This window comes from Ruegeria sp. PrR005 (genome assembly GCF_010500245.1).
GTDB lineage: Bacteria > Pseudomonadota > Alphaproteobacteria > Rhodobacterales > Rhodobacteraceae > Ruegeria_B > Ruegeria_B marisflavi.
Genome location: NZ_JAAGOX010000001.1, coordinates 83,230 through 102,395, shown reverse-complemented (window position 1 = coordinate 102,395; position 19,166 = coordinate 83,230). Strand labels below are relative to the sequence as shown.

Annotated in this window: 19 protein-coding genes; 6 read left to right on the top strand and 13 right to left on the bottom strand. The window is 62.9% G+C overall.

Going from position 1 to position 19,166, the window contains the following annotated elements; genetic code table 11:
- Positions 1 to 15: 15 nt before the first annotated feature.
- From G0P99_RS00490 to G0P99_RS00470, 5 genes are all read right to left on the bottom strand, one after another.
- Positions 16 to 669, bottom strand: a complete 654-nt coding sequence (locus tag G0P99_RS00490; RefSeq protein WP_164126692.1) for an SH3 domain-containing protein — start codon at positions 667 to 669, stop codon at positions 16 to 18.
- A complete protein-coding gene (locus G0P99_RS00485; RefSeq protein ID WP_164126690.1) occupies positions 666 to 2,333 on the bottom strand; it encodes a tetratricopeptide repeat protein in 1,668 nt (555 codons plus the stop codon). Before G0P99_RS00485 ends, G0P99_RS00490 begins: the two co-directional genes overlap by 4 nt.
- 58 nt (positions 2,334 to 2,391) lie before the next feature.
- Positions 2,392 to 3,600, bottom strand: coding sequence for a multidrug effflux MFS transporter (locus G0P99_RS00480; protein WP_164126688.1), 1,209 nt, complete (start codon positions 3,598 to 3,600; stop codon positions 2,392 to 2,394).
- A 79-nt stretch (positions 3,601 to 3,679) separates the two neighbouring features.
- Positions 3,680 to 4,336: a DsbA family oxidoreductase gene (locus G0P99_RS00475; protein ID WP_164126686.1), complete on the bottom strand. Its 657-nt coding sequence runs from the start codon at positions 4,334 to 4,336 to the stop codon at positions 3,680 to 3,682.
- Positions 4,333 to 5,850, bottom strand: coding sequence for a class I adenylate-forming enzyme family protein (locus tag G0P99_RS00470; protein WP_164126866.1), 1,518 nt, complete (start codon positions 5,848 to 5,850; stop codon positions 4,333 to 4,335). The genes G0P99_RS00475 and G0P99_RS00470 overlap by 4 nt, the downstream gene beginning before the upstream one ends.
- A 66-nt stretch (positions 5,851 to 5,916) precedes the next feature.
- Here G0P99_RS00470 and G0P99_RS00465 point away from each other — a divergent pair, with 66 nt between their 5' ends.
- Positions 5,917 to 6,540: a helix-turn-helix domain-containing protein gene (locus tag G0P99_RS00465; RefSeq protein WP_164126684.1), complete on the top strand. Its 624-nt coding sequence runs from the start codon at positions 5,917 to 5,919 to the stop codon at positions 6,538 to 6,540.
- 6 nt (positions 6,541 to 6,546) lie between these two features.
- Here the strand turns inward: G0P99_RS00465 and G0P99_RS00460 are convergent, their stop codons facing one another.
- Together G0P99_RS00460 and G0P99_RS00455 are read right to left on the bottom strand one after the other, a co-directional pair.
- Positions 6,547 to 6,771 (bottom strand): hypothetical protein, encoded by a 225-nt coding sequence (locus tag G0P99_RS00460; protein ID WP_164126682.1) that lies wholly within the window; start codon positions 6,769 to 6,771, stop codon positions 6,547 to 6,549.
- Positions 6,772 to 6,905: 134 nt separating this feature from the next.
- Positions 6,906 to 8,720: an extracellular solute-binding protein gene (locus tag G0P99_RS00455; protein WP_164126681.1), complete on the bottom strand. Its 1,815-nt coding sequence runs from the start codon at positions 8,718 to 8,720 to the stop codon at positions 6,906 to 6,908.
- A 323-nt stretch (positions 8,721 to 9,043) separates the two neighbouring features.
- On the opposite strand from G0P99_RS00455, the gene G0P99_RS00450 reads away from it, so the two are divergent.
- Complete coding sequence (locus tag G0P99_RS00450; protein WP_164126679.1) at positions 9,044 to 9,817, top strand: 3-hydroxybutyrate dehydrogenase; 774 nt, start codon at positions 9,044 to 9,046, stop codon at positions 9,815 to 9,817.
- An 84-nt stretch (positions 9,818 to 9,901) separates the two neighbouring features.
- Positions 9,902 to 10,927: a patatin-like phospholipase family protein gene (locus G0P99_RS00445; RefSeq protein WP_164126677.1), complete on the top strand. Its 1,026-nt coding sequence runs from the start codon at positions 9,902 to 9,904 to the stop codon at positions 10,925 to 10,927.
- Between the two features lie 7 nt (positions 10,928 to 10,934).
- On the opposite strand, the gene G0P99_RS00440 is transcribed toward G0P99_RS00445, so the two are convergent.
- The 5 genes from G0P99_RS00440 to G0P99_RS00420 form a co-directional block, all read right to left on the bottom strand.
- Positions 10,935 to 11,621 carry a DUF502 domain-containing protein gene (locus tag G0P99_RS00440; RefSeq protein ID WP_164126675.1) on the bottom strand — a complete coding sequence of 229 codons (687 nt, stop codon included), beginning with the start codon at positions 11,619 to 11,621 and terminating at the stop codon, positions 10,935 to 10,937.
- Positions 11,622 to 11,700: 79 nt separating this feature from the next.
- Positions 11,701 to 12,615 (bottom strand): pseudouridine-5'-phosphate glycosidase, encoded by a 915-nt coding sequence (locus G0P99_RS00435; RefSeq protein WP_164126673.1) that lies wholly within the window; start codon positions 12,613 to 12,615, stop codon positions 11,701 to 11,703.
- Entirely contained in the window at positions 12,612 to 13,505 is an 894-nt protein-coding gene (locus tag G0P99_RS00430; RefSeq protein WP_164126671.1) for a PfkB family carbohydrate kinase, read from the bottom strand. The genes G0P99_RS00435 and G0P99_RS00430 overlap by 4 nt, the downstream gene beginning before the upstream one ends.
- A gap of 56 nt (positions 13,506 to 13,561) precedes the next feature.
- On the bottom strand, positions 13,562 to 14,365 hold the full coding sequence (locus G0P99_RS00425) for a glutathione S-transferase family protein (RefSeq protein ID WP_164126669.1): 804 nt from the start codon (positions 14,363 to 14,365) through the stop codon (positions 13,562 to 13,564).
- Between the two features lie 99 nt (positions 14,366 to 14,464).
- Positions 14,465 to 15,235, bottom strand: a complete 771-nt coding sequence (locus tag G0P99_RS00420; RefSeq protein WP_164126667.1) for a DUF4198 domain-containing protein — start codon at positions 15,233 to 15,235, stop codon at positions 14,465 to 14,467.
- On the opposite strand from G0P99_RS00420, the gene G0P99_RS00415 reads away from it, so the two are divergent.
- Positions 15,234 to 16,400 (top strand): HupE/UreJ family protein, encoded by a 1,167-nt coding sequence (locus G0P99_RS00415; RefSeq protein ID WP_239059618.1) that lies wholly within the window; start codon positions 15,234 to 15,236, stop codon positions 16,398 to 16,400. The genes G0P99_RS00420 and G0P99_RS00415 overlap by 2 nt on opposite strands.
- Here the strand turns inward: G0P99_RS00415 and G0P99_RS00410 are convergent.
- Positions 16,397 to 17,017 (bottom strand): thiamine phosphate synthase, encoded by a 621-nt coding sequence (locus tag G0P99_RS00410; RefSeq protein WP_164126665.1) that lies wholly within the window; start codon positions 17,015 to 17,017, stop codon positions 16,397 to 16,399. The genes G0P99_RS00415 and G0P99_RS00410 overlap by 4 nt on opposite strands.
- Before the next feature lie 187 nt (positions 17,018 to 17,204).
- On the opposite strand from G0P99_RS00410, the gene G0P99_RS00405 reads away from it, so the two are divergent.
- Both G0P99_RS00405 and ctaA read left to right on the top strand, forming a co-directional pair.
- Positions 17,205 to 17,951: an RNA methyltransferase gene (locus G0P99_RS00405; RefSeq protein WP_164126664.1), complete on the top strand. Its 747-nt coding sequence runs from the start codon at positions 17,205 to 17,207 to the stop codon at positions 17,949 to 17,951.
- Positions 17,952 to 18,020: 69 nt separating this feature from the next.
- On the top strand, positions 18,021 to 19,163 hold the full coding sequence (ctaA, locus tag G0P99_RS00400; protein WP_164126662.1) for a heme A synthase: 1,143 nt from the start codon (positions 18,021 to 18,023) through the stop codon (positions 19,161 to 19,163).
- Positions 19,164 to 19,166: the final 3 nt, after the last annotated feature.

Below are 19,166 nucleotides of genomic sequence, written 5' to 3'. Positions count from 1 at the left end.
TTTTGCGCGCTGCGCTTATCGCCCCGAGGTGAAGGTGCAGAGCTGCCAGGTACCGTCTGGCGAAACCGCAAAGGCGGCGCGATATCCGGACATCTGTACCAGGTAGTCACGATGCAGATAACCTTGGGTTCCGTCCGTCAGGATGACGGCGCGATAGTCGTTTTCCGATGCGGGTTCTGCGGCCAGCACCACCTCGAAACTCACGCGTGTCACCACCGGCGCCTCACGATCCGGAGCCGCGCGCAGGTTCACGTTCTCGCCATTGGTGAAATAGGACCATGCCGGTTCGATCCGCGCCGGAAGGTGAATACGCCAGTGAAAGGGCATCCAGAACTCGCCGTCGTCGTCGAAATAGCCCGGCGCGGCGAGCGTTCGGACCAGCGCCTGCCAGCGCGCTTCGACATCTGCGGCGGGTTCGCCTTGTTCCAAGGTCAGAAACTGGCGCAACTCTTCCGGCCCGCCGATTCCGCCGTCGCTCAGCATCAGGTCGGGGCAGGCGGCGGCGGTCAGCGCGTCGGTATCGCGACGCGCCACAGCGGCTCGCAACTCGTCGCGAAAAGTGACGAGAGACGGATCTCGCGCTGCTTCATCCTGTGGCGGAAAAGACTGGCGTCCGGCAAGGGCCGGAGTGGCGCCGAGCAGCAATGCGCAGATTAGGCCCAGCTTCATTTCGCCGCCCGCATTGCCGCCTGAGCACAGAAGCAGGAGGCTGCAACCGCGCGGTCGGCCCGGGCAAGGGCGAGGTCCAGTCTTTGCCGGATCTGAACGATTTCAATCGTTTCACCGCGTGCTTTGAGACAATCGTGCAAGCCCTTGAGGCTCCAGACATTGTCCGGGTGAACCGCCGCCCGGCTCAACTGACCGCCAAGGCCCAGGTCGGCGCGATAAACCTCTTCGGCTTCGGCGCGGTGGCCTTGCTCGTACAGCAGGGCACCGAGCGCGTGACGGGTCGGCTGCATCCATCCCCAGGGCTCGTCATACGGCAGGTTGTCGTCAAGTTCGACCGAGCGGCGCAGGTGGGCATAGGCGCTGTCGTAGTTTGCTTTCCTGTACTCGATCTCTCCGCGCAGCATTTCCTTGGCGATTTCAAGGAGATCAACGACGCGGTTGTTGTGCAGCAGACGGCTGTCCGGTACCCGAGCGGCGGCACTCAGAAACACTCGCTCCTCTGCCTCGGCCTCGGCCACCCGGCCGGTTGCGGCAAAGGCCACGGCGCGGGCGTAATGCACCGTCGCGGTCAGGGTGCGGAACAGGTCGGGGTCGGCAGGCGGTTCCAGCGCGATGGCCTCTTGCCAGCGCCCGAACCGGACCAGGATATGCGGCCCCATCGCCATGTAACTTTCGAAATAATCCGCCATCGGCGGGCTTTCGATGCGCAGCATCTCCTCGGGCGTGGTGTCCCACAGGCCCTGGTTCGCATCGAGCGCCGGTTGCAATTGTCCCAGGAACAGCGCGCCGTAGATCACGAAGTGATAGTCGTGGATGCGGTAGCCCGAATAGATGTTGAACGCGCCTTGGCGGTGGAAGTACTTCAGATCAGCCTCGACGGCCTTTTGGTTCCAGTAGACGACATTGTGGTAATGCCCGCACAAGACGTCGATATGCGTGGGCATATGCACCAGGTGACCGGAATCGGGCACCAGCGTGCGCAGCGCATCACCGGCCTTGAGCGCCTTTTCCGGGAAAGGCGACATTTCCATCAGGTGCACGTAGAGGTGCAGCAGGCCGGGGTGTGACATGGCGGCCGGATCGTCGCGCAGCGCGGTTTCCAGCACTTCCTGCGCCTCCAGCGTGGCAGCACCCTCGGCGGGACGGCCCGACTTGAGGTCCCACATCTGCCAGGGCGTCAGGTTCAGCAGGCTTTCGGCATAGACGGTGCGCAGGTCAAGATGCGCGGGGTCAGTGGCAAAGGCCGCGCGCATCGCATCGGCGAAATCATAGTCCCAGCGATGCATGTCATCATCAAGACCGCGCTGCGGGTAACGCGCGGGCAGGGTGCGGATCAGCGCCTGTTCGACGGGCGTGCAGCCATCCACACGCGCCATTGCGGCCTGTGTCGCGTCATAGGCGGTTTGCAAAGCCTTGGCGCGGCCGTCGGTATCGAACAGGTCCCAGGGCATGTTGTAATTGGGGCCGGTGGCATAGGCGACGCCCCAATGAGCCATGGCGCAATCCGGGTCGTGCTCCAGCGCGCGGTTGAAGCAGACGGCGGCCTCCTCGTGATTATAGCCATAGGTCCAGATCAGTCCGCGGTCAAACCACAGTTGCGCCAGTGGCGATGTGGTCGTTATCGGGCAGGTATGGCTGCCCAGATCATAGCCATAGTCGTCCATTCCAGATACTCCCCCTTTATGTCCGGAAGAGTACGCGAAAGCGAGGTGCGAGGAAACCTCAGGCAAGCATCCGGTCTTCGATGCGGCCCATGCGAAGCATCAGCAGGAAGCCGAGAATGCACATGATCAGGATGCCGGTGTTGAGGGGGGCCATGGACCCGTCAAACAGCAGCCCGACCGGGGCCGCGATCGCGGCTGCCAGAACGGTTGCCACCGCGCCAATGACCGAGGCGGCCATGCCGGCGATATGGCCCATGGGTTCCATCGCGATGGCGTTCAGGTTGCCCAAGGTGGTGCCCGCCATGAAGAACACGGCCGTCTGCCAGGCCACGAACAGGCCAAAGGACACGTCGGGCGACAGGGGTACGGCGCTCAGGCCGATCATGCCGAGCGTGATGAAGATCTGCACGCCCAGCGACCAGGTCACCATGCGGCGCATGCCGACCCGCACCACCAGCGCGGCGTTCAACAGGCTGGCCGAGCCCGAAAGCAGCGCCACCATGGCAAACCAGAACGGGAAACTGTCGCCGCGATCATGGATCACGTCATAGATCGGCTGCACCATGGTGAGCATGGTGAAAAGCGTGCCCATGCACAGGGTCTGCACCATGATCGACAGGCGCACCGTAGGGTGGCCGAACATCTGCCGCACCGCATCGACCAGCAGGGGCAAGCGAAAGGGACGCCGGTTTTCCACCGCGAGCGATTCCGGCAGGCGGAAGCCCATCCAGAGAACGGAAATGGTGGAAAACAGGACAAAGGCCGCGAAGATCCCGCGCCAGCCCGTCAGCGCGATGATGCCCGCGCCCATCAGCGGTGCAAAGGCCGGGAACAGGGTAAAGATCATCATGGCGATCGAGACGATGCGCGCCATCTGGCGACCGGAATAGAGGTCGCGGACAACGGCCATCGCCACCACGCGCGGCCCGGCGGCCCCCAGACCTTGTGCCACCCGCGCGGCCAGCACCAGTTCCAGCGACGGGCTGGCCCAGGCGACTGCGCTGGCCAGGATATACACCACGGCACCGCCATAAATCACCGGCTTGCGCCCAAACGCGTCGGAGAGCGGCCCGGTGAAAAACGTGCCGATCCCCATGCCCAGCACAAAGGAGGTGAGGATCAGTTGCGCCCGGTTGGGCTCATTGGGGCTCAACTCCAGCCCGATTTCCGGCAGGGCGGGCAACATAGAATCGATCGAGAATGCAATCGTGGCGAACATCATCGCGATCAGCGCGATGAATTCGGCCTTGGACATCCGGTCTGCCATGGGGCTCTCCTTACCCGTCACGCGCTAACACGGTCGGGGCATGGGGGCCAGTTGCACCAATGCACAGAACCCTGTGGGTTTATGCAGAGGTAGTCTCAAGCTGAGACATGATCTCGCGGATCACCTGTTCCCAAAGTTCGGGCGGCTGCGCGCCTGGAACAGCATGCTTGTTTGCCACGATAAAGGTCGGAACCGAGTTCACCCCCATTTCACGCGAATGGGTGTCGCGTTTGGCAATGTCCTCGCGGTCGGCGTCGGTCTTGAGCAGTTTCTGTACCACCGCCGCGTCCATGCCGATACTGTCGGCGATGTCACCCAGAACCTCGTGATTGCCGATGTCGCGGCCGTCGACGAAATAGGCGCGGAACAAGGCATCGACCGCCTCGGTTTGCTTGCCTTCGATCCCGGCCCAATGGATCAGGCGATGAGCGTCAAGGGTGTTGGGCGTGCGGCTCATCGCTTCGAAATTGATGTTCAGCCCGGCGTTGTGCGCGTGCTCGACCACCGGCGCATAGGCGCGGACCGCGCCCTCCTTGCCGCCGAACTTGGTTTCGAGGTATTCGCGACGGTCCATACCGGCGTCCGGCATGTCTGGATTCAACTGGAACGGATGCCATTCGATCACAAAGGGGTGGTCGGGTATGGCCGCCAGCGCCTTTTCCAGATGCGTCTTGCCGATATAGCACCACGGGCAGATCGGGTCGGACAGGATATCGAGCTTGACGGTATGGCTCATCGGGACGGCCCCTTGAAATAGGCCGGCAGCGCCCGGCGCAGGAGTTTGCCGTTGCCGCCCGTGGGCAGCGCGGGAAGGTAAACGAAGGCGCGCGGCTGTTTATAACGCGCGAGGTTCGCCTCGACATAGGTCCTGAGCGCGGTTTCGTCCAGTTCCCGGGGGCCAGAGTAGAAGGCTGCAATCACGAATGTGTCAGGTTTGACCTCGACCGAGGCCGCGCCGACCTGCTCGATTCCGGGGTAGCGCGCCAGTACCGCTTCGACCTCGACCGGGGAGACCCGGTAGCCGCCGGCGTTCATCATGTCGTCGTCACGGCCCAGATAGGTGATCTGCCCGTCGATGGCCATGGCACCCTGATCTCCGGTCAGGAACCAGTCGCCCTGCATGCGCGCGGCGGCTTCCTCGGGGGCGTTGAGATAGCCCAGCATCAGGCCGGGGTCGTCTCGATGTACCGCGATGGTGCCGGGCTGGCCCTGCGGCACCGGACCGTCCGGCCCAAGGATGGCGATGCGCCGCCCCGGTTGGGGCTGACCCAGCGCCTCGCCACGGGCCGGATGGGCCGGGCTGGACGAGATGAAGGTCGAGCATTCGGACATGCCGAATGCCTCGTAGAGTTCGGTGCCCGAGGCCCGGTTCCAGTGTTCGTGCAAGGCGCGGGCCAGTTTTTCGCCGGCACAGAGGCCATGACGCAAAGCAGGCAGCTCCAGCTGTTCACGCCCTTGCAGCAGCTTGCGGAATACGCCGGGTGCTGCGGCAAAGATTGTGGCCCTGTGTCTGGCCAGGAGATCCGGCAGCCGGTCGATATCGGTGCCGGGCGCGGGGATCAGCGCGGTCGCGCCGATGGTCCAGGGGTCCATCAGCCCGGTGCCCAGCGTATAGGTCCAGTTGAACGCACCCGCGTGGCATAGCCGGTCCTCCTCGGTCAGGCCGTACCAGCCATCGACCATCATCTGCCGCGCCCAGATTGCCCGGTGCGCATGCGCCACCGCGCGTGGTTTGCCCGAGGTGCCCGAGGTATAGACCGCATAGGCCAGCCTGTCGGGATCGCCCAGGGCGAATGCGGCGGGCGGCAGGCTGTGCATGGCATTGAGTGCCTCGGTCCCGATCTGGTTCGGATGCGGCGCACAGGCGACACCGGCGTCGCGCAGAATGGCGGCAGGGCTCAACTCGGCGATCATCCGGGCGGTTTCCGGCTCGGTCAGTTGCGACGAGGTCGGAACCGGCACGATCCCGGCCGCAATGGCGCCAAGATAGGCAACCGGAAACTCGACCGTATTGCCCAGCCGCATCAGGACCAGGTCACCGGGTTTCAGACCGGCCGCCAACAACCCTGTCGCCGTGCCCAGAATGGCCTGACGCAGGCGGGCATAACTCCAGTCGTCGGTGCGGTTCTCGTACAGAACAGACAGGGCGGTTTTATCCGCCAGACGTTCCGCATGGCGCAGGACATGCGCGGCCAGGTTGAACGGTGTGGGGCAGGGCGGCGGCGGCCCTTGGTCATAGATCGACAGCATGCGCATTGGCTAGCCTGCCGCAGCGCCCGTTGCAAGCGGGCCACGCGGGTTCTATAGACTGGGACCATGACCAGCCGCGATCCTAAATCCCTGATCCGCATTGCCCGTTCCAACGGCGCCCAGGCCGAGGCCGAGCCTCTGGATCTGGGGGCGCGTGTACGCGAATTGCGCAAGGCGCGCGACTGGACACTGGAACAGGCCGCGACCAAGGCCGGGCTGGCCCGCTCGACGCTGAGTAAGATCGAGAACGGCCAGATGTCGCCGACATACGATGCGTTGAAAAAGCTGGCGGTCGGTTTGCAGATCTCGGTGCCGCAGCTGTTCACGCCGCCGCAAAAAGACCAGATCAACGGACGGATGACAGTGACCAAGTCCGGTGACGGCTCTGCCCATGCGACCGCGACCTATGAACATGAACTGTTGGCCGACTCGCTTACCAAGAAGAAGATGCTGCCCTATCGTGCCCGCGTGCGCGCCCGGTCGATGGACGAGTTCGACGGTTGGGTTCGGCACGACGGCGAAGAGTTCCTGTACGTGCTGACCGGGGTTATCCGCCTGTTCACCGAGTTCTATGAGCCCGTCGAGATGCGCAGGGGCGACAGCGCCTATTACGACGCCTCGATGGGGCACAACGTGATTTCAGTCAGTGACGAGGATGCGACGATCCTTTGGGTTACTTCGCTGTCCTGACCGGCTTCAGCCTCCGCATTCGCGGTTCAGCGCCTCGACATAAAGGAAATCGGCGAATTCCTCGCGCGCTTCCTCCATGGTCAGGTTGTGGCGGTCGGCCAGATAGGCTTCGAACCGGGCGCGGTCGAGTTTCAGAAACGGCATGTCCCGTTCATCCAGTTCGGGAAACCGCGATTTCACGCGAGCAAATCCACTGGCCCAGTCATGGGTCAGGTCTGTCCAGGTCATCATAACGAGCATTCCTTTGCGAACAACGACGCGAAATGCTCCCCCCTTTGGGCACACTAAAGATATGCGGGCAGATCACGCACCCGGCAAAACGCCGCAGCGCCGAAAGCAGGGGCGCCGTGCCCGGTCGTGATTCATTACTCTTCGTACCACCAGACATCGGGCATGTATTGCGGGCCGTCGCCATAAATCGGCGGGCTATCCGGATACCGCAATTGGCGGATATGGGCGATCCGGCCGACCTCGAAGCTCCAGATCGGGATCACGTAGCGACCTGCGGTCAGAATACGGTCCAGCGCGCGCGCGGCCGAGGTCAATTCGGCCTGTGTTCTGGCCGACAGCATCGCGTCGATCATCGAGTCAATCGCAGGCAAATCGGCGCCCATGAGGTTGCGCGTGCCGGGCTGATTGGCGGATGCTGAACCCCAATAAAGCCTTTGTTCGTTGCCAGGCGACAAGGAGAGATCGCGGCGGAAAGGCGTAAGATCGAAGTCGAGATCGGCAATCCGCGCGGTGTACTGGGCATTGTCGACTTTCTCGGTCGCGGCCTGGATACCCAGGCGCTCCAGCGCCCTAGCGTAGATGTCGATCACCGTCTGCATGTCTGTGTCGCCCTGACGGATCAGGAAGCGGAACGTAAAGGGTTCGCCGTCAGTCCCCTTCAACACCCCGTTCTCAACGGCAAATCCGGCATCGGTTAGCAGGTTCGCGGCCTTGCGCAGGTTTTTTCGGTTGCGCGCGGTTCCGTCGCCTTGCGGCAGGGCATAGCCCTCGACTGTCCCGGGTGGCAGGTCGGCGGCATAGGGCGCCAGCAGATCGGCCACCGCGCCGGTGGCCGGACCCGGGCGAAAGGCCAGATCGGTGCCGGAAAAATACGATGTGATGCGGGGCATCGCGCCGCCGGTGACGGTATCGTTGATGTATTCGAAATTGAACGCTTGCAGCAACGCCTCGCGCACGCGCCAGTCATCGAACGGCGCGCGCCGGGTGTTGATGACAAAACCGGTCATCCCCGAAGGCTTGCCATGGGTGATCTCGGTCTTAATCACATCGCCGCGCTGGACGGCGGGAAAGTCGTACACGCTGTCCCACTTCTGGGCATTGAATTCCCGAATGGCGCTGACCTCGCCAGCCTTGAAAGCTTCGAACAGAACCGACTGGTCGCCGAAGAAATCAATGCGCATCTCGTCAAAGTTCATCGTGCCGCGCCGAAAGCCGAGGTTCTGGCCCCAATAGTCCGGGTTTCGCGCGAAAGTCACGTAGCGGCCCGGTTCGTAGGTCGAGACGACATAGGGCCCGGTGCCGATGGGAATGTCGTGGATGCCGGCCTCGGACAAGCTGCGCCCCTCCCATTGTGCTTTTTTCAGGATCGGGCGCAGACCGGCCAGCATGGCCAGTTCGCGGTCGTCGTCGGCAAATGTCATACGCACGCTGCGGGGCCCGGTCGCCTCGATCGACGCGATGCGCGACCAGAAACCGCGATAGCGCAGATGCCCCTCGGTGCCCAAGGTCCGGTAGGACCAGATCACGTCTTCGACCGTGACCGGGCTGCCGTCCGAGAATCGGGCCTCGGGCCGCAGGGTGAATTCGACCCAGGAACGGTCTGGTGGCGTCTCGACCGATTCGGCCAAAACACCGTAGAGCGTGAACGGTTCGTCCCAGCTGCGGCCCATCAGGCTCTCGTAAGACCAGAACTGCATCTGCCAGGGAACTGTCCCTTTTTGGGCAAACGGATTGAGGCTGTCAAAGCCGCCGGTGTTGCCAAAGACGACACGTCCACCTTTGGGTGCTTCCGGGTTGGCATAGGGCAAAGACACAAAATCCGGTGGTAGAGCCGGGTCCCCATACATAGCTATGGCGTGCTGTGATTCTGCTGCGGCGAAATTCGCGCTCAGAACGAGGGCGATTCCCGCCGCCAGCTGACGGAGAGAGGGGAAAAAATCTGGTCGCACTTGCGAAACAATCCTGCTCAGGCCTTATTTTCTTGGGCCTCACCCTAACGAGGGATTCACGTCTTTTCAAACTTTTAGCTTGGATGCGAGCGTGGAATTGCTTATAAAGGGGTCACTGCTCGATAGGTTTCTTGCCTGTATGAAACCTGCCTCAATAACTTAACGCCCGCCTTGCGCGGGCGTTTTTTTTCTGAGCGGATCTACATCGTTTTTGTCCGCACGGGCACCGTTCACTTCCCCTCGGGCCAGTCGTTTTGCCGTTTTCTTTGCAGGTGCAGCATGGCAGGGTATCGCGCGATGGACATTCTCAGAGAGGGCAAGACATGTCGCTGAACGGAAAGACCGCAATCGTCACCGGATCCAATTCGGGTATCGGTCTGGGCATCGCACGTGAACTGGCGCGGGCCGGAGCGGATGTGGTGCTGAACTCGTTTACAGATCGGGAAGAAGATCATGCGCTGGCGCGTGCGCTGGCCGACGAATTCGGTGTTAAGGCGCGCTATATCAAGGCCGACATGTCCAAGGGTGAGGAATGCCGCAACCTGATCGAACAGGCGGGTGCCTGCGACATCCTGGTGAACAACGCGGGTATTCAGCATGTCTCGCCGATTGATGAGTTCCCGGTCGAGAAATGGGATGCGATCATCGCCATCAACCTGAACTCGGCCTTTCACACCACCGCGGCTGCCTTGCCGATGATGCGGGCGGCGGGATGGGGCCGAATCGTCAATATCGCCTCGGCCCACGGGCTGACCGCCTCGCCGTTCAAGGCGGCCTATGTCGCGGCCAAGCATGGCATCGTCGGGATGACCAAGACCGTGGCGCTGGAAACCGCGCAGGAACCGATAACCTGCAACGCCATCTGCCCGGGCTATGTGCTGACTCCGCTGGTCGAGGCGCAGATCCCCGACACGATGGAGAAATACGGCATGGGCCGCGAAGAGGTGATCAAGAAGGTGATGCTGGAACGGCAGCCGTCCAAGGAATTCGCGACCGTCGAGCAACTGGGCGGCACGGCCGTCTTTTTGTGTTCGGATGCGGCGGCGCAGATCACCGGGACCACGATCAGCGTCGATGGGGGCTGGACGGCGCTCTGAAGCCAGGGGGAGTAGGGGGCTCTGCCCCCGTCGCTTGATGGGCGCCTTCCCCGGAGTATTTTTGAAAAGGTGAAGAGGCTGGCAATGCGGCGGATCAATCTGGCCTTGCAGGGGGGAGGCGCGCATGGCGCGTTTACCTGGGGTGTACTGGACAGGCTGCTGGATGAGCCGGATGTGGAGGTCGCCGCGATCACCGGCACCTCGGCCGGGGCGCTGAATGGCGCAGCGTTCAAGGCGGGCATGGTGGCAGGCGGGCGCGAAGGCGCGCGCACCATGCTGGACAGTCTGTGGCGGCGCATGGGCGCGCAGGCGGACGCGCGCCTGACGGCATGGATGCAGGCGCTCGATCCGTTTCATCTGGCGCGGGTGCTGGAGCATTCCCCGATGTTCGCCGCAGCCGATTGGGCGACGCGGCTGGTGTCTCCTTATGCCTATGGACCGTTCTACTCCAATCCGTTGCTCCCGGTTGTCGAGGCGTTCGATTTCGACTGCGTTCACGCAGGTTCGGGACCCGCGTTGTTCGTTTGCGCGACCTGTGTTCGTAGCGGCAAGATAAGGGTCTTTGAGGGTCCGGAGATTACAACGGACGCGATCCTGGCCTCGGCCTGTTTGCCGACACTGTTCCAGGCGGTTCGCATATATGATCCGAAGTCGGGCCGAGAGGAGGCGTATTGGGATGGCGGTTATACCGGCAACCCGGCGCTGTTCCCGCTGTTCAATCGCGACTTTCCTGACGATGTGGTGATCGTCAACATCAACCCGCTGGAACGTGACGACCTGCCGGTGACACCGCAGCAGATCCACAACCGGATCAACGAGATCAGCTTCAACTCATCTCTGTTGCGCGAGTTGCGGGCGATCAATTTCGTGCAGCGGCTGCTTGAGGACGGCACACTGGAGCGCGGGCGGATGAGCCGGGTTTTGGTGCACATGATCGCCGATGATGCGCTGATGAACAGCCTGTCGGTGGCAACCAAGCTGGTGCCTGTTCCTCAGGTTCTGCTGCGTCTGAAAGAGGCGGGCAGGGAGGCCGCAGGCCGTTTCCTGGAGGCGCACAAGCAGGACCTGGGCGCGCGTTCGACCGTCGATCTGGCCGAGATGTTCGGGTAGCGCCGCCTCAGTCCTTTTCAGGCGGGCGGCTGGGGTCTTTTTCGTTGGGATAGACCAGCCCGGCGGAAATTACCAGTTTCGCCGCGTCCTCGACCGTCATGTCCAGGATCGTCACATCCTCTTCGGGGAAATAGAGCAGAAAACCCGATGTCGGGTTGGGTGTCGTGGGGACAAAGACACTCATCAGCCGACCCGATGTTTCGGCCTTGTCGGCGATTTCCCCCTTGGCGGTTGTGGACACGAACCCGATGGCCCAGATACCCCGGCGCGGGTACTGGATCAGGCAGGCCTGTTCGAAACTGCGTTCGGTTTGGGCAAAGACCGTTTCCGATATCTGCTTGATGCCACTGTAGACCGATCGCACAACCGGCATCCGGTTCACCAGTCGTTCCGCGTAATGGATCAGCGAACGACCGATGATCCCCTTGGCGATCCAGCCGACCAGAACAGTGAACACGAAAAAGAAGATGACACCAACACCGCGCAGGTTGATGCCGATATATTGCTCGGGCCGAAACTGATGCGGCACCAGCGGCAGGACAAAGCTGTCGACCCATCCGACCAGCGACCAGAACAGCCAGATCGTCAGCCCGACAGGGGCGATAACCACGATACCCGTCAGAAACGAGGCGCGCAGACCGGCAAACCGGCTACGTTTCGCAGGGTGGGGTGTGTCGTCGAATGGTGTGTTCATGATGGTCCCGGCTGGTGTTGGCTCGGAAGGTAGTCATTCCAAACCCCACCTGCAATGGTCTGCGACCGGGGAGCGGATGCTAGCGTCCGAGGGAGCCAAGTTCCTGGGCGATTGCCGCCGCCAGGCGCGCGTTATTGCGCACAAGTGCGATGTTTGCAGTCAATGACCGGCCTGCGGTTGCCTCGAAGATGGCTTGCAGCAGGAACGGGGTAACGGCCTTTCCGGAAACACCCAGCGCGTCGGCCTGGGCCTGCGCCCGGGCGATGATCGGGGCCAGTTCCTCGGCGGCGATCTGGTCGGCTGCGGGAATGGGGTTTGCGACAAGCTGGCCACCCGGCAGACCCAAGGCCCGCCGCACGGCATGGGCCCGGGCAATTGAGGCCGCGTCATCCATCCGCAGGGGCGCGGGCAGATCCGAGGTCGATGACCAGAAGGCGGGAAAACTGTCCTGCCCATATGCAATGACCGGAACGCCGAGGGTTTCGAGAACCTCCAGCGTCTTGGGCAGATCAAGGATGGCCTTGGCGCCCGCCGCGACAACGGTGACGGGGGTCTGGGCCAGTTCGTGCAGGTCGGCAGAGATGTCAAAGCTGGTCTCGGCCCCCTTGTGGACGCCGCCGATGCCGCCGGTGGCAAAGACCTCTATCCCGGCATGGCGCGCGGCGATCATCGTTGCGGCGACCGTGGTTGCACCGGTGCCGCCAGTCGCCATGCATGCCGCCATATCGGCGCGCGACAGTTTGGCGACGCCTTTGGCCTGACCCAGGGCGGTGAGGCGTTCGGGGTCGAGACCGACATGCAAGTGCCCCTCGATCACCGCGATCGTGGCAGGCACGGCGCCTGCGTCGCGAATGTCCTGTTCGACCAAGCGTGCTGTTTCGACGTTCTGGGGATAGGGCATCCCGTGCGTGATGATGGTGCTTTCCAAAGCCACAACGGGTTTCCCGGCAACGCGGGCGGCATGGACTTCGGCGGACAGGCGCAGGTCGATCACAGCGGGGTTTCTCCTGAAACATAGGTGGCGGCGGCATGCAGCGCGCGGGCAAGGGCGGTTTCCCGGTCGGCGCCCTTGGCCTCGGCCGCGATATGGGCCGCCATGAACGTGTCGCCCGCGCCAGTCACCCGGGTGACCAGAACGGCGGGCGGGGTCTGGGTGATCACCCGTTCGGCATCCCCTTCGGAGGCCGAGCGGCCACCGTCGGTGACAAGAACCCGCTGCGCGCCACGCTCCAGCAGGGCCTGCGCCGCGCTGGCGGAATCGGAAAACTCGGTCTGGCAGAGCAGGCCAGCCTCTTCGAGATTGACGTAAAGCGTCGCGCGGCCCTGCCGGACAAAGGGCAAGAGCCGCTCGGCCTTGCCGGGCGAGGCAGGCGCGACTCGCAGATCGGCCCGGGCAAAGGCGGGCGATTGCGCGATCTCGTCCAGCAGCGCCAGCGTCAGATTGCCGTCGAGCGCAACGGGGCCGTCATAGGGTGACTGTTCGCTGCCAAGCTTGCCGTTGAACAGGGCGCGCAGGATCTTGGCGCCCGCGGCCTCGAGCGAGTGGGCGTCAGCGATTGCGGCGATCAACCCGTTGGCCCCCTCGACCGCCATATAGCGGTCGGTTGGCAGGTCCTCGGACCGATAGACATGTTCGGTCCGCATCCCCATCTGGGCGCAGGCGCGGATCAGTTCGTCGCCCTCGGCATCGCGACCGATGGCGGTGAGCAGGGTCGGGGTCATGCCAAAGCGGGCCAGCGTCATGGCGATGTTCATCGCCACACCGCCCGGCAGGCGCGTGATCCGGCCGGGTACGTCCGAACCCTGGCGCATGTGGCTGGCCGAACGTCCGATCACGTCCCAAAGGACCGAACCGATGCAGAGGATATCCGAGTTTTGCGTCATTCCGCCCTCATGCCGCAGGGCACTGTCCAGTGCAAGCGGGGTTGTGCAATGAGCGCTTAGTTCGAAACAAGGCCAAGTACCGCGTCGGAGGCGGTTCCATCGTATTTCGCGCGTGGCGGCCAGGGGCGTTGTCGCCAATCCGGCTCGAACACGAAACTGGACACTTTGCGGCCATCGACCAGCGCGCCGTTGCCTGCACCAAGGGCGTAATCGTAGTAGAGTTTCACGATCTCTTCTTCGCTGACCTGATCGGTGGTGGGGTGCGCCATGCAGGCCGCGCGCCAATGGCGCACGCGATCATAGTCGGGGCCGGTGGGGAGTTCGAAATCCTCGTAATAGTCCAGAAACCAGAACCGTTTGAAGATCGGTGTATAGACCGCCTCGGCCAGACCAAACGCGTCAAACAGCCAGGTCCCGTCCGGGTTGTGTTCGACCAGGAAATCGTTGAGGCCGCGATAGAGCGCCAGCAACCGGTCGCGATGCGCATCGCGTTTGGAGAGGTCTTGGTTCAGGACAAACAGGTAGCCGGCTGTGACAAAGGGGTCTTCCTTTGCGATCAGCATGGATTCGGTGGCGTGCTCCCCTGGGTCGCGACGCCGCAATGGTCCGCCGGGCAGAATCTCGTCGAGATATCGCAAGATGACCAGGCTTTCCTTGATGATCCTGCCATCCGGCGTTTCGAGAACCGGCAAGGCGGTCGTCCCACGAGTCTTGGCCAGCAAGTCCGGGTCGCGGGGGCGGGTGATGTCTACAACCCGGAACTCGACCGCATCACCCTGACCGCGCAGCGCCAGAAGTATTTCGATACGCTGAGAGAATGGACAAACCGGGATGTGGTGGATGACGAATTTGCCGGGCAAGAAAAATCTCCTGTTCGCGATGATCTGTGTTCAATACGTGGTCCGAAACCATGGGCAGGGTGCAAAAAGTGAACGTCGATCACAAGGGCTAAGCCCACGTCACTGACCCGGCACGGCAAAGGTCAATGCGGCCCAAAGGCTCTGCCAGACCGGCCGCCCGCCTTCGGGCGCGGGCCGCAGAACCACCGCGTCGAACAGATAGGCATGGCCCGGCAGAACCGGAATGAGGGCTTCGCCGAACGCATCCGTACGGTAAAGCGAAACCGTTACCGTCTTGTCCGGCGCTCGGTCGAACACTTCGACCTGCGCGTCAGCCCTGACGTTCCCCTGGTAAAGGAGTCGCACCCGCATTCCCTGTGACAGGTCATCGGAATAGGGGTTGGCAAGCGCCACGAACTCGGTCTCCATCCCGGTTTCCCGGTCTGCCCCCTCTGCGTCACCGACACCAACCAGCGCTTTTGCATGGCGGGTATAGCTTTCAAAGAAATCTTTGGGCGGCAGGCCACGTTCGGCATGGCGCGCCTCGATATCGGGGAAATCCTTGTGCGCGGCAAAGGCGGCGAAATCCTCCCATGCCTTGTATTTCAGCGTGGTTGCGCGGGTTTCATGTACCAGGACCAACAATCCGTCCCCGGGCTCGGCCACCTGAATGGCGGGAACATCCCCCATCCGACCGTTATAAGGAATGATCTGGCCATTCAACATCAGTTCGGAGCGCGTGGCACGATCGGGGAAGAACACCTGCGGCGCCCCTTCGAAAACCTGCCCAACCAGCAGGTCCGCAACAAGTTCATTTCCGCTTTCCACTTGATATTCATGGGGTTCAATCCAAAACTCATGAGCAGCGCCGGGACAGGCGGTGACAAACATGCCGAATATCAAAGCGAGTGCGCGAAACATGGGCCGGACCTTGGCAAGACTGTTCATTAAGCTGACCCATCTGTTGGTGCTGTCAAGCTTTTGGGTCTGTTCGGTAACAGCGCATGAGGTGACGCCGACGGTTGGGGATTTGCGTCAGGAGAACGGGCAAGTCTTTCTCGAGCTGCGCATGAATGTCGAGGCATTTGTCGCCGAAATCGATCTGGACGATCTGGTTGATACCAACGAGTCGGCTGCATCGGACCGCTACGACCAGTTGCGCAATATGGATGCATCGCGGCTGGAGCCGCTGGTTCGTCAGTTTGTCCTGGGCTGGCTCGACACTGTGAAAATTGAGGCTGGCGCGCCGTTGAAGCTGAGCTTCGAAGGTGCCCGCATTCCGGTGGTAGGCAACCCGGACCTGCCGCGCGCCTCGGTGATCCTGCTGGCGGGTGAGTTGCCAGAGCGCGCGGGCAGCCTGACAGTGACCTGGCCCGCAGGCGCCGGCGCGCTGGTCCTGCGGCAACAGGGGGTCGAAAAGCCCTATACCGGCTATCTCAGGGGCGGCGAAACGAGCCCGCCCATTCCGCTCAAGGGCGGCGCGGCGCTGGGTCCAATGGAGACGTTCGTGTCATACATCCCGGTCGGATTCGATCACATCCTGCCTAAAGGGTTGGATCACATCCTGTTTGTGCTGGGCCTCTATTTTCTGTCGTCGCGCCTGCGTCCGCTGGTCTGGCAGATCAGCGCGTTTACACTGGCCCATACGGTCACCCTTGCGCTGGGGGCCTCGGGTCTGGTGAGGGTTGACCCGGCGATCGTCGAGCCGCTGATCGCGGCCTCGATCACCTTTGTCGCCCTGGAAAACGTGTTCGTGCGCAAACTGCATCCCTGGCGGCCGATCATCGTGTTCTGTTTCGGCTTGCTGCACGGACTTGGCTTTGCGAGCGTTCTTGGCGAGTTCGGGTTGCCAGCGGGGCAATTCCTACCGGCGTTGTTGGGCTTCAACATCGGCGTGGAACTGGGTCAGCTGACCGTGATTGCCCTGGCTTTTCTGGCGGTGGGCGTCTGGTTCCGGAAAAAGCCGTGGTATCGGGGCCGGATCGCTATTCCGGCCTCGATCGTGATCGCGCTTGTGGGCGGATATTGGTTTGTGGAACGCGCTTTTCTGGCCTAGCGCAGCGCCGATGTGAGCGCGGCGAGGGCTGAAACCGGATCTTCGGCCGACCAGATTTCTTCTCCGATGCCGAAGAAATCTGTGCGCGGTGCTAGCGATGCTACCAGATCGGCCGTCAGCCCACCTTCGGCGACCACCGGGACTTCGATCATTTCAGACCACCACTGGAACAGGTCCCGTTCGGCAATGGTGCCGTCACCCAGCGCATGCGCACCGACGGGGCCGAAGGCGACGTAATCCGCGCCCGCCTCGCCAGCGGAAATGCCGTCGTGACGCGAGGTTCCGCAAAAGCTGCCGACGATGGCATCGGGGCCAAGTTCCTTGCGGGCGGCGCGGACCGAACGGGCCGCGTCCGACAGATGCACGCCATCAAGGCCAAAGCGCTGCGCGATCAGAACATGATCCGAGATCACCAGCGCCACGTCGCGCGCATGCGCCACTTCGCGGCAGGCATCCGCCGCCCGGCCGATCATCTCCTCGTCGCGGGTGGCGAGCGCAAGGCGGATACAGGCGATTTCGGCGCTGTCGAGGACGCGCGCGAGTTGGGCGGGAAAACTCTCGAGATCGAGGCTCGGCGGGGTGATCAGGTAAAGCTGCGGCTGCTCGGGGGTATCCATGGCGGTGCCTCTGGTCTGGGTTTTGGCCGGTTTAGCCGATCGGACGAGGAATGGGAATATCGGGAAAGGGAACGCTGCGCCGTTGCGGTAGGCCTGAGTATTTTTGGCGAAATGAAGAGGCGGGCGCTGCGGTCTTGCCCAGGCCGGCCTCGGGCGATAGAGCGGGGCGGAGTTTTGGAGGAAAGACATGCCAAGCGACAAGGCCCAACCCGAAATCGTGCTGGTACGGCCCCAGATGGGCGAGAATATCGGCGCGGCGGCGCGGGCGATGTGGAATTTCGGGCTGGACCGGATGCGGATCGTCGATCCGCGCGACGGCTGGCCCAACAGCCGGGCAGTGGCGATGTCGTCGGGGGCCGGACGGCTGTTGGACGAGGCGCAGCTGTACAGCGATTTGCCGGGGGCGCTGGCAGATAGAACTTACGTCTTTGCCACCACCGCGCGGCCGCGCGAAATGACCAAGCCGGTGTTCAGCCCCGAGCGCGCGATGCAGCTTGCCGCCGAGAAGGTGGCCGCAGGGGAAAAGGTGGCCGTGCTGTTCGGGCCCGAGCGCGCGGGCTTGGAAAACGAGGATATCGCGCGGGCCAATGCGATCATCACGGTGCCGGTGAACCCGGACTATGCCTCTCTCAACCTTGGGCAATGTGTGCTGCTTGTGGCTTATGAGTGGATGCGACAGACCGGCGATGTCATGCATGTGTCTGACGACCCCGGGCCCAAGGGCGATTGGGCGACAGGGTTGGAGATCGAGAAGCTTGCCGAACACTACGAGGAACGGCTGACCGAAGCCGGGTTCTTCTTTCCGGAAACCAAGGCCGAAGGCATGAAACAGAACCTGCGCAACCTCTGGAGCCGGATGCGCATGACGCGCGCCGATGTCCAGATGCTGCACGGGATCATGCGGCAGATGGTCCGTTGGAAGGATCGCGGCTGAGCGGGGCGCTGGACCTTGTCGCGCGCGCACCCTAGCTTGCAGGCGGCAAGACGAGAAAATGAGGATGGCATGAGCGGCAAGCGCAGCATCTTTGAAGAGGTATCCGGCGACACCCGCAAGACGGCGGCGCAGCCCGGCATGATCGACCGGGGCCGGGGCGGCGCGCGCGGCGCCATCCGCGCCTGGCTGATGGTTCTCTTCGCGCTGGTGGTGGCGATGATCGTGGTGGGCGGGTTGACCCGGCTGACCGACAGCGGTCTGTCGATCACCGAATGGCGGCCTGTCACCGGGGCGCTGCCCCCGATGTCCGAGGCCGAATGGCAGGCGGAATTCGACAAGTACAAGCAGATCGACCAATGGCGCCTGCAAAACCAGTGGATGGAGCTGGGCGACTTCAAGTCGATTTATTGGTGGGAATGGGGGCATCGCCAGCTGGGCCGCGTGATCGGGCTGGTCTGGGCACTGGGATATGCGGGCTTCCTGATCGCCCGGAAAATACCGGCCGGATGGCACGGGCGCCTTTTGCTGCCGGGGGCTCTGGGCGGGATCCAGGGCGCGATTGGCTGGTGGATGGTCAGTTCCGGGGTCACACAGGGAGAGGAGATGACGTCCGTCGCCTCCTACAGGTTAGCAACACATCTGGGGCTGGCCTTTGTGATCCTGGGGCTTCTGGCCTGGTACATGATGGCCCTGGGGCGCAGCGAGCGGGATCTGATGCAGGCCCGCCGCGCCAAGGAAACAAGGCTGTTTGGCCTGGCGACCGGCTGGATGCATTTTGCGTTTCTGCAAATCCTGATCGGCGCGCTGGTGGCGGGCATCGACGCGGGTCGGAATTTTGTCGACTGGCCGCTGATGGCGGGGCAATTCTTTCCGCCGGACGCCACCGAGCTGACGCCACTTTGGCGCAACTTCTTCGAAAGCCCGGGTTTGGTGCAGTTCATTCACCGGATGGCGGGCTACCTTCTGTTGGCGTATGGCATCATGGCCTGGCTCCGGGGGCGCCGCAGCGCGCATGCGCAAACGCGGTTTGCCTTTAACGCGGCATTTGCGGCGCTGTTGTTGCAAGTGGTGCTGGGGATCGTGACGGTGCTGTATGCCGCGCCGCTGCATATCGCCATCGTGCACCAGCTAATGGCGGTTGCGGTATTTGTCCTGATCCTGCGGGCGCGGTTCCTCTGTGCCTATCCGATTGCCACCTCTGTCAGGGGATGACCA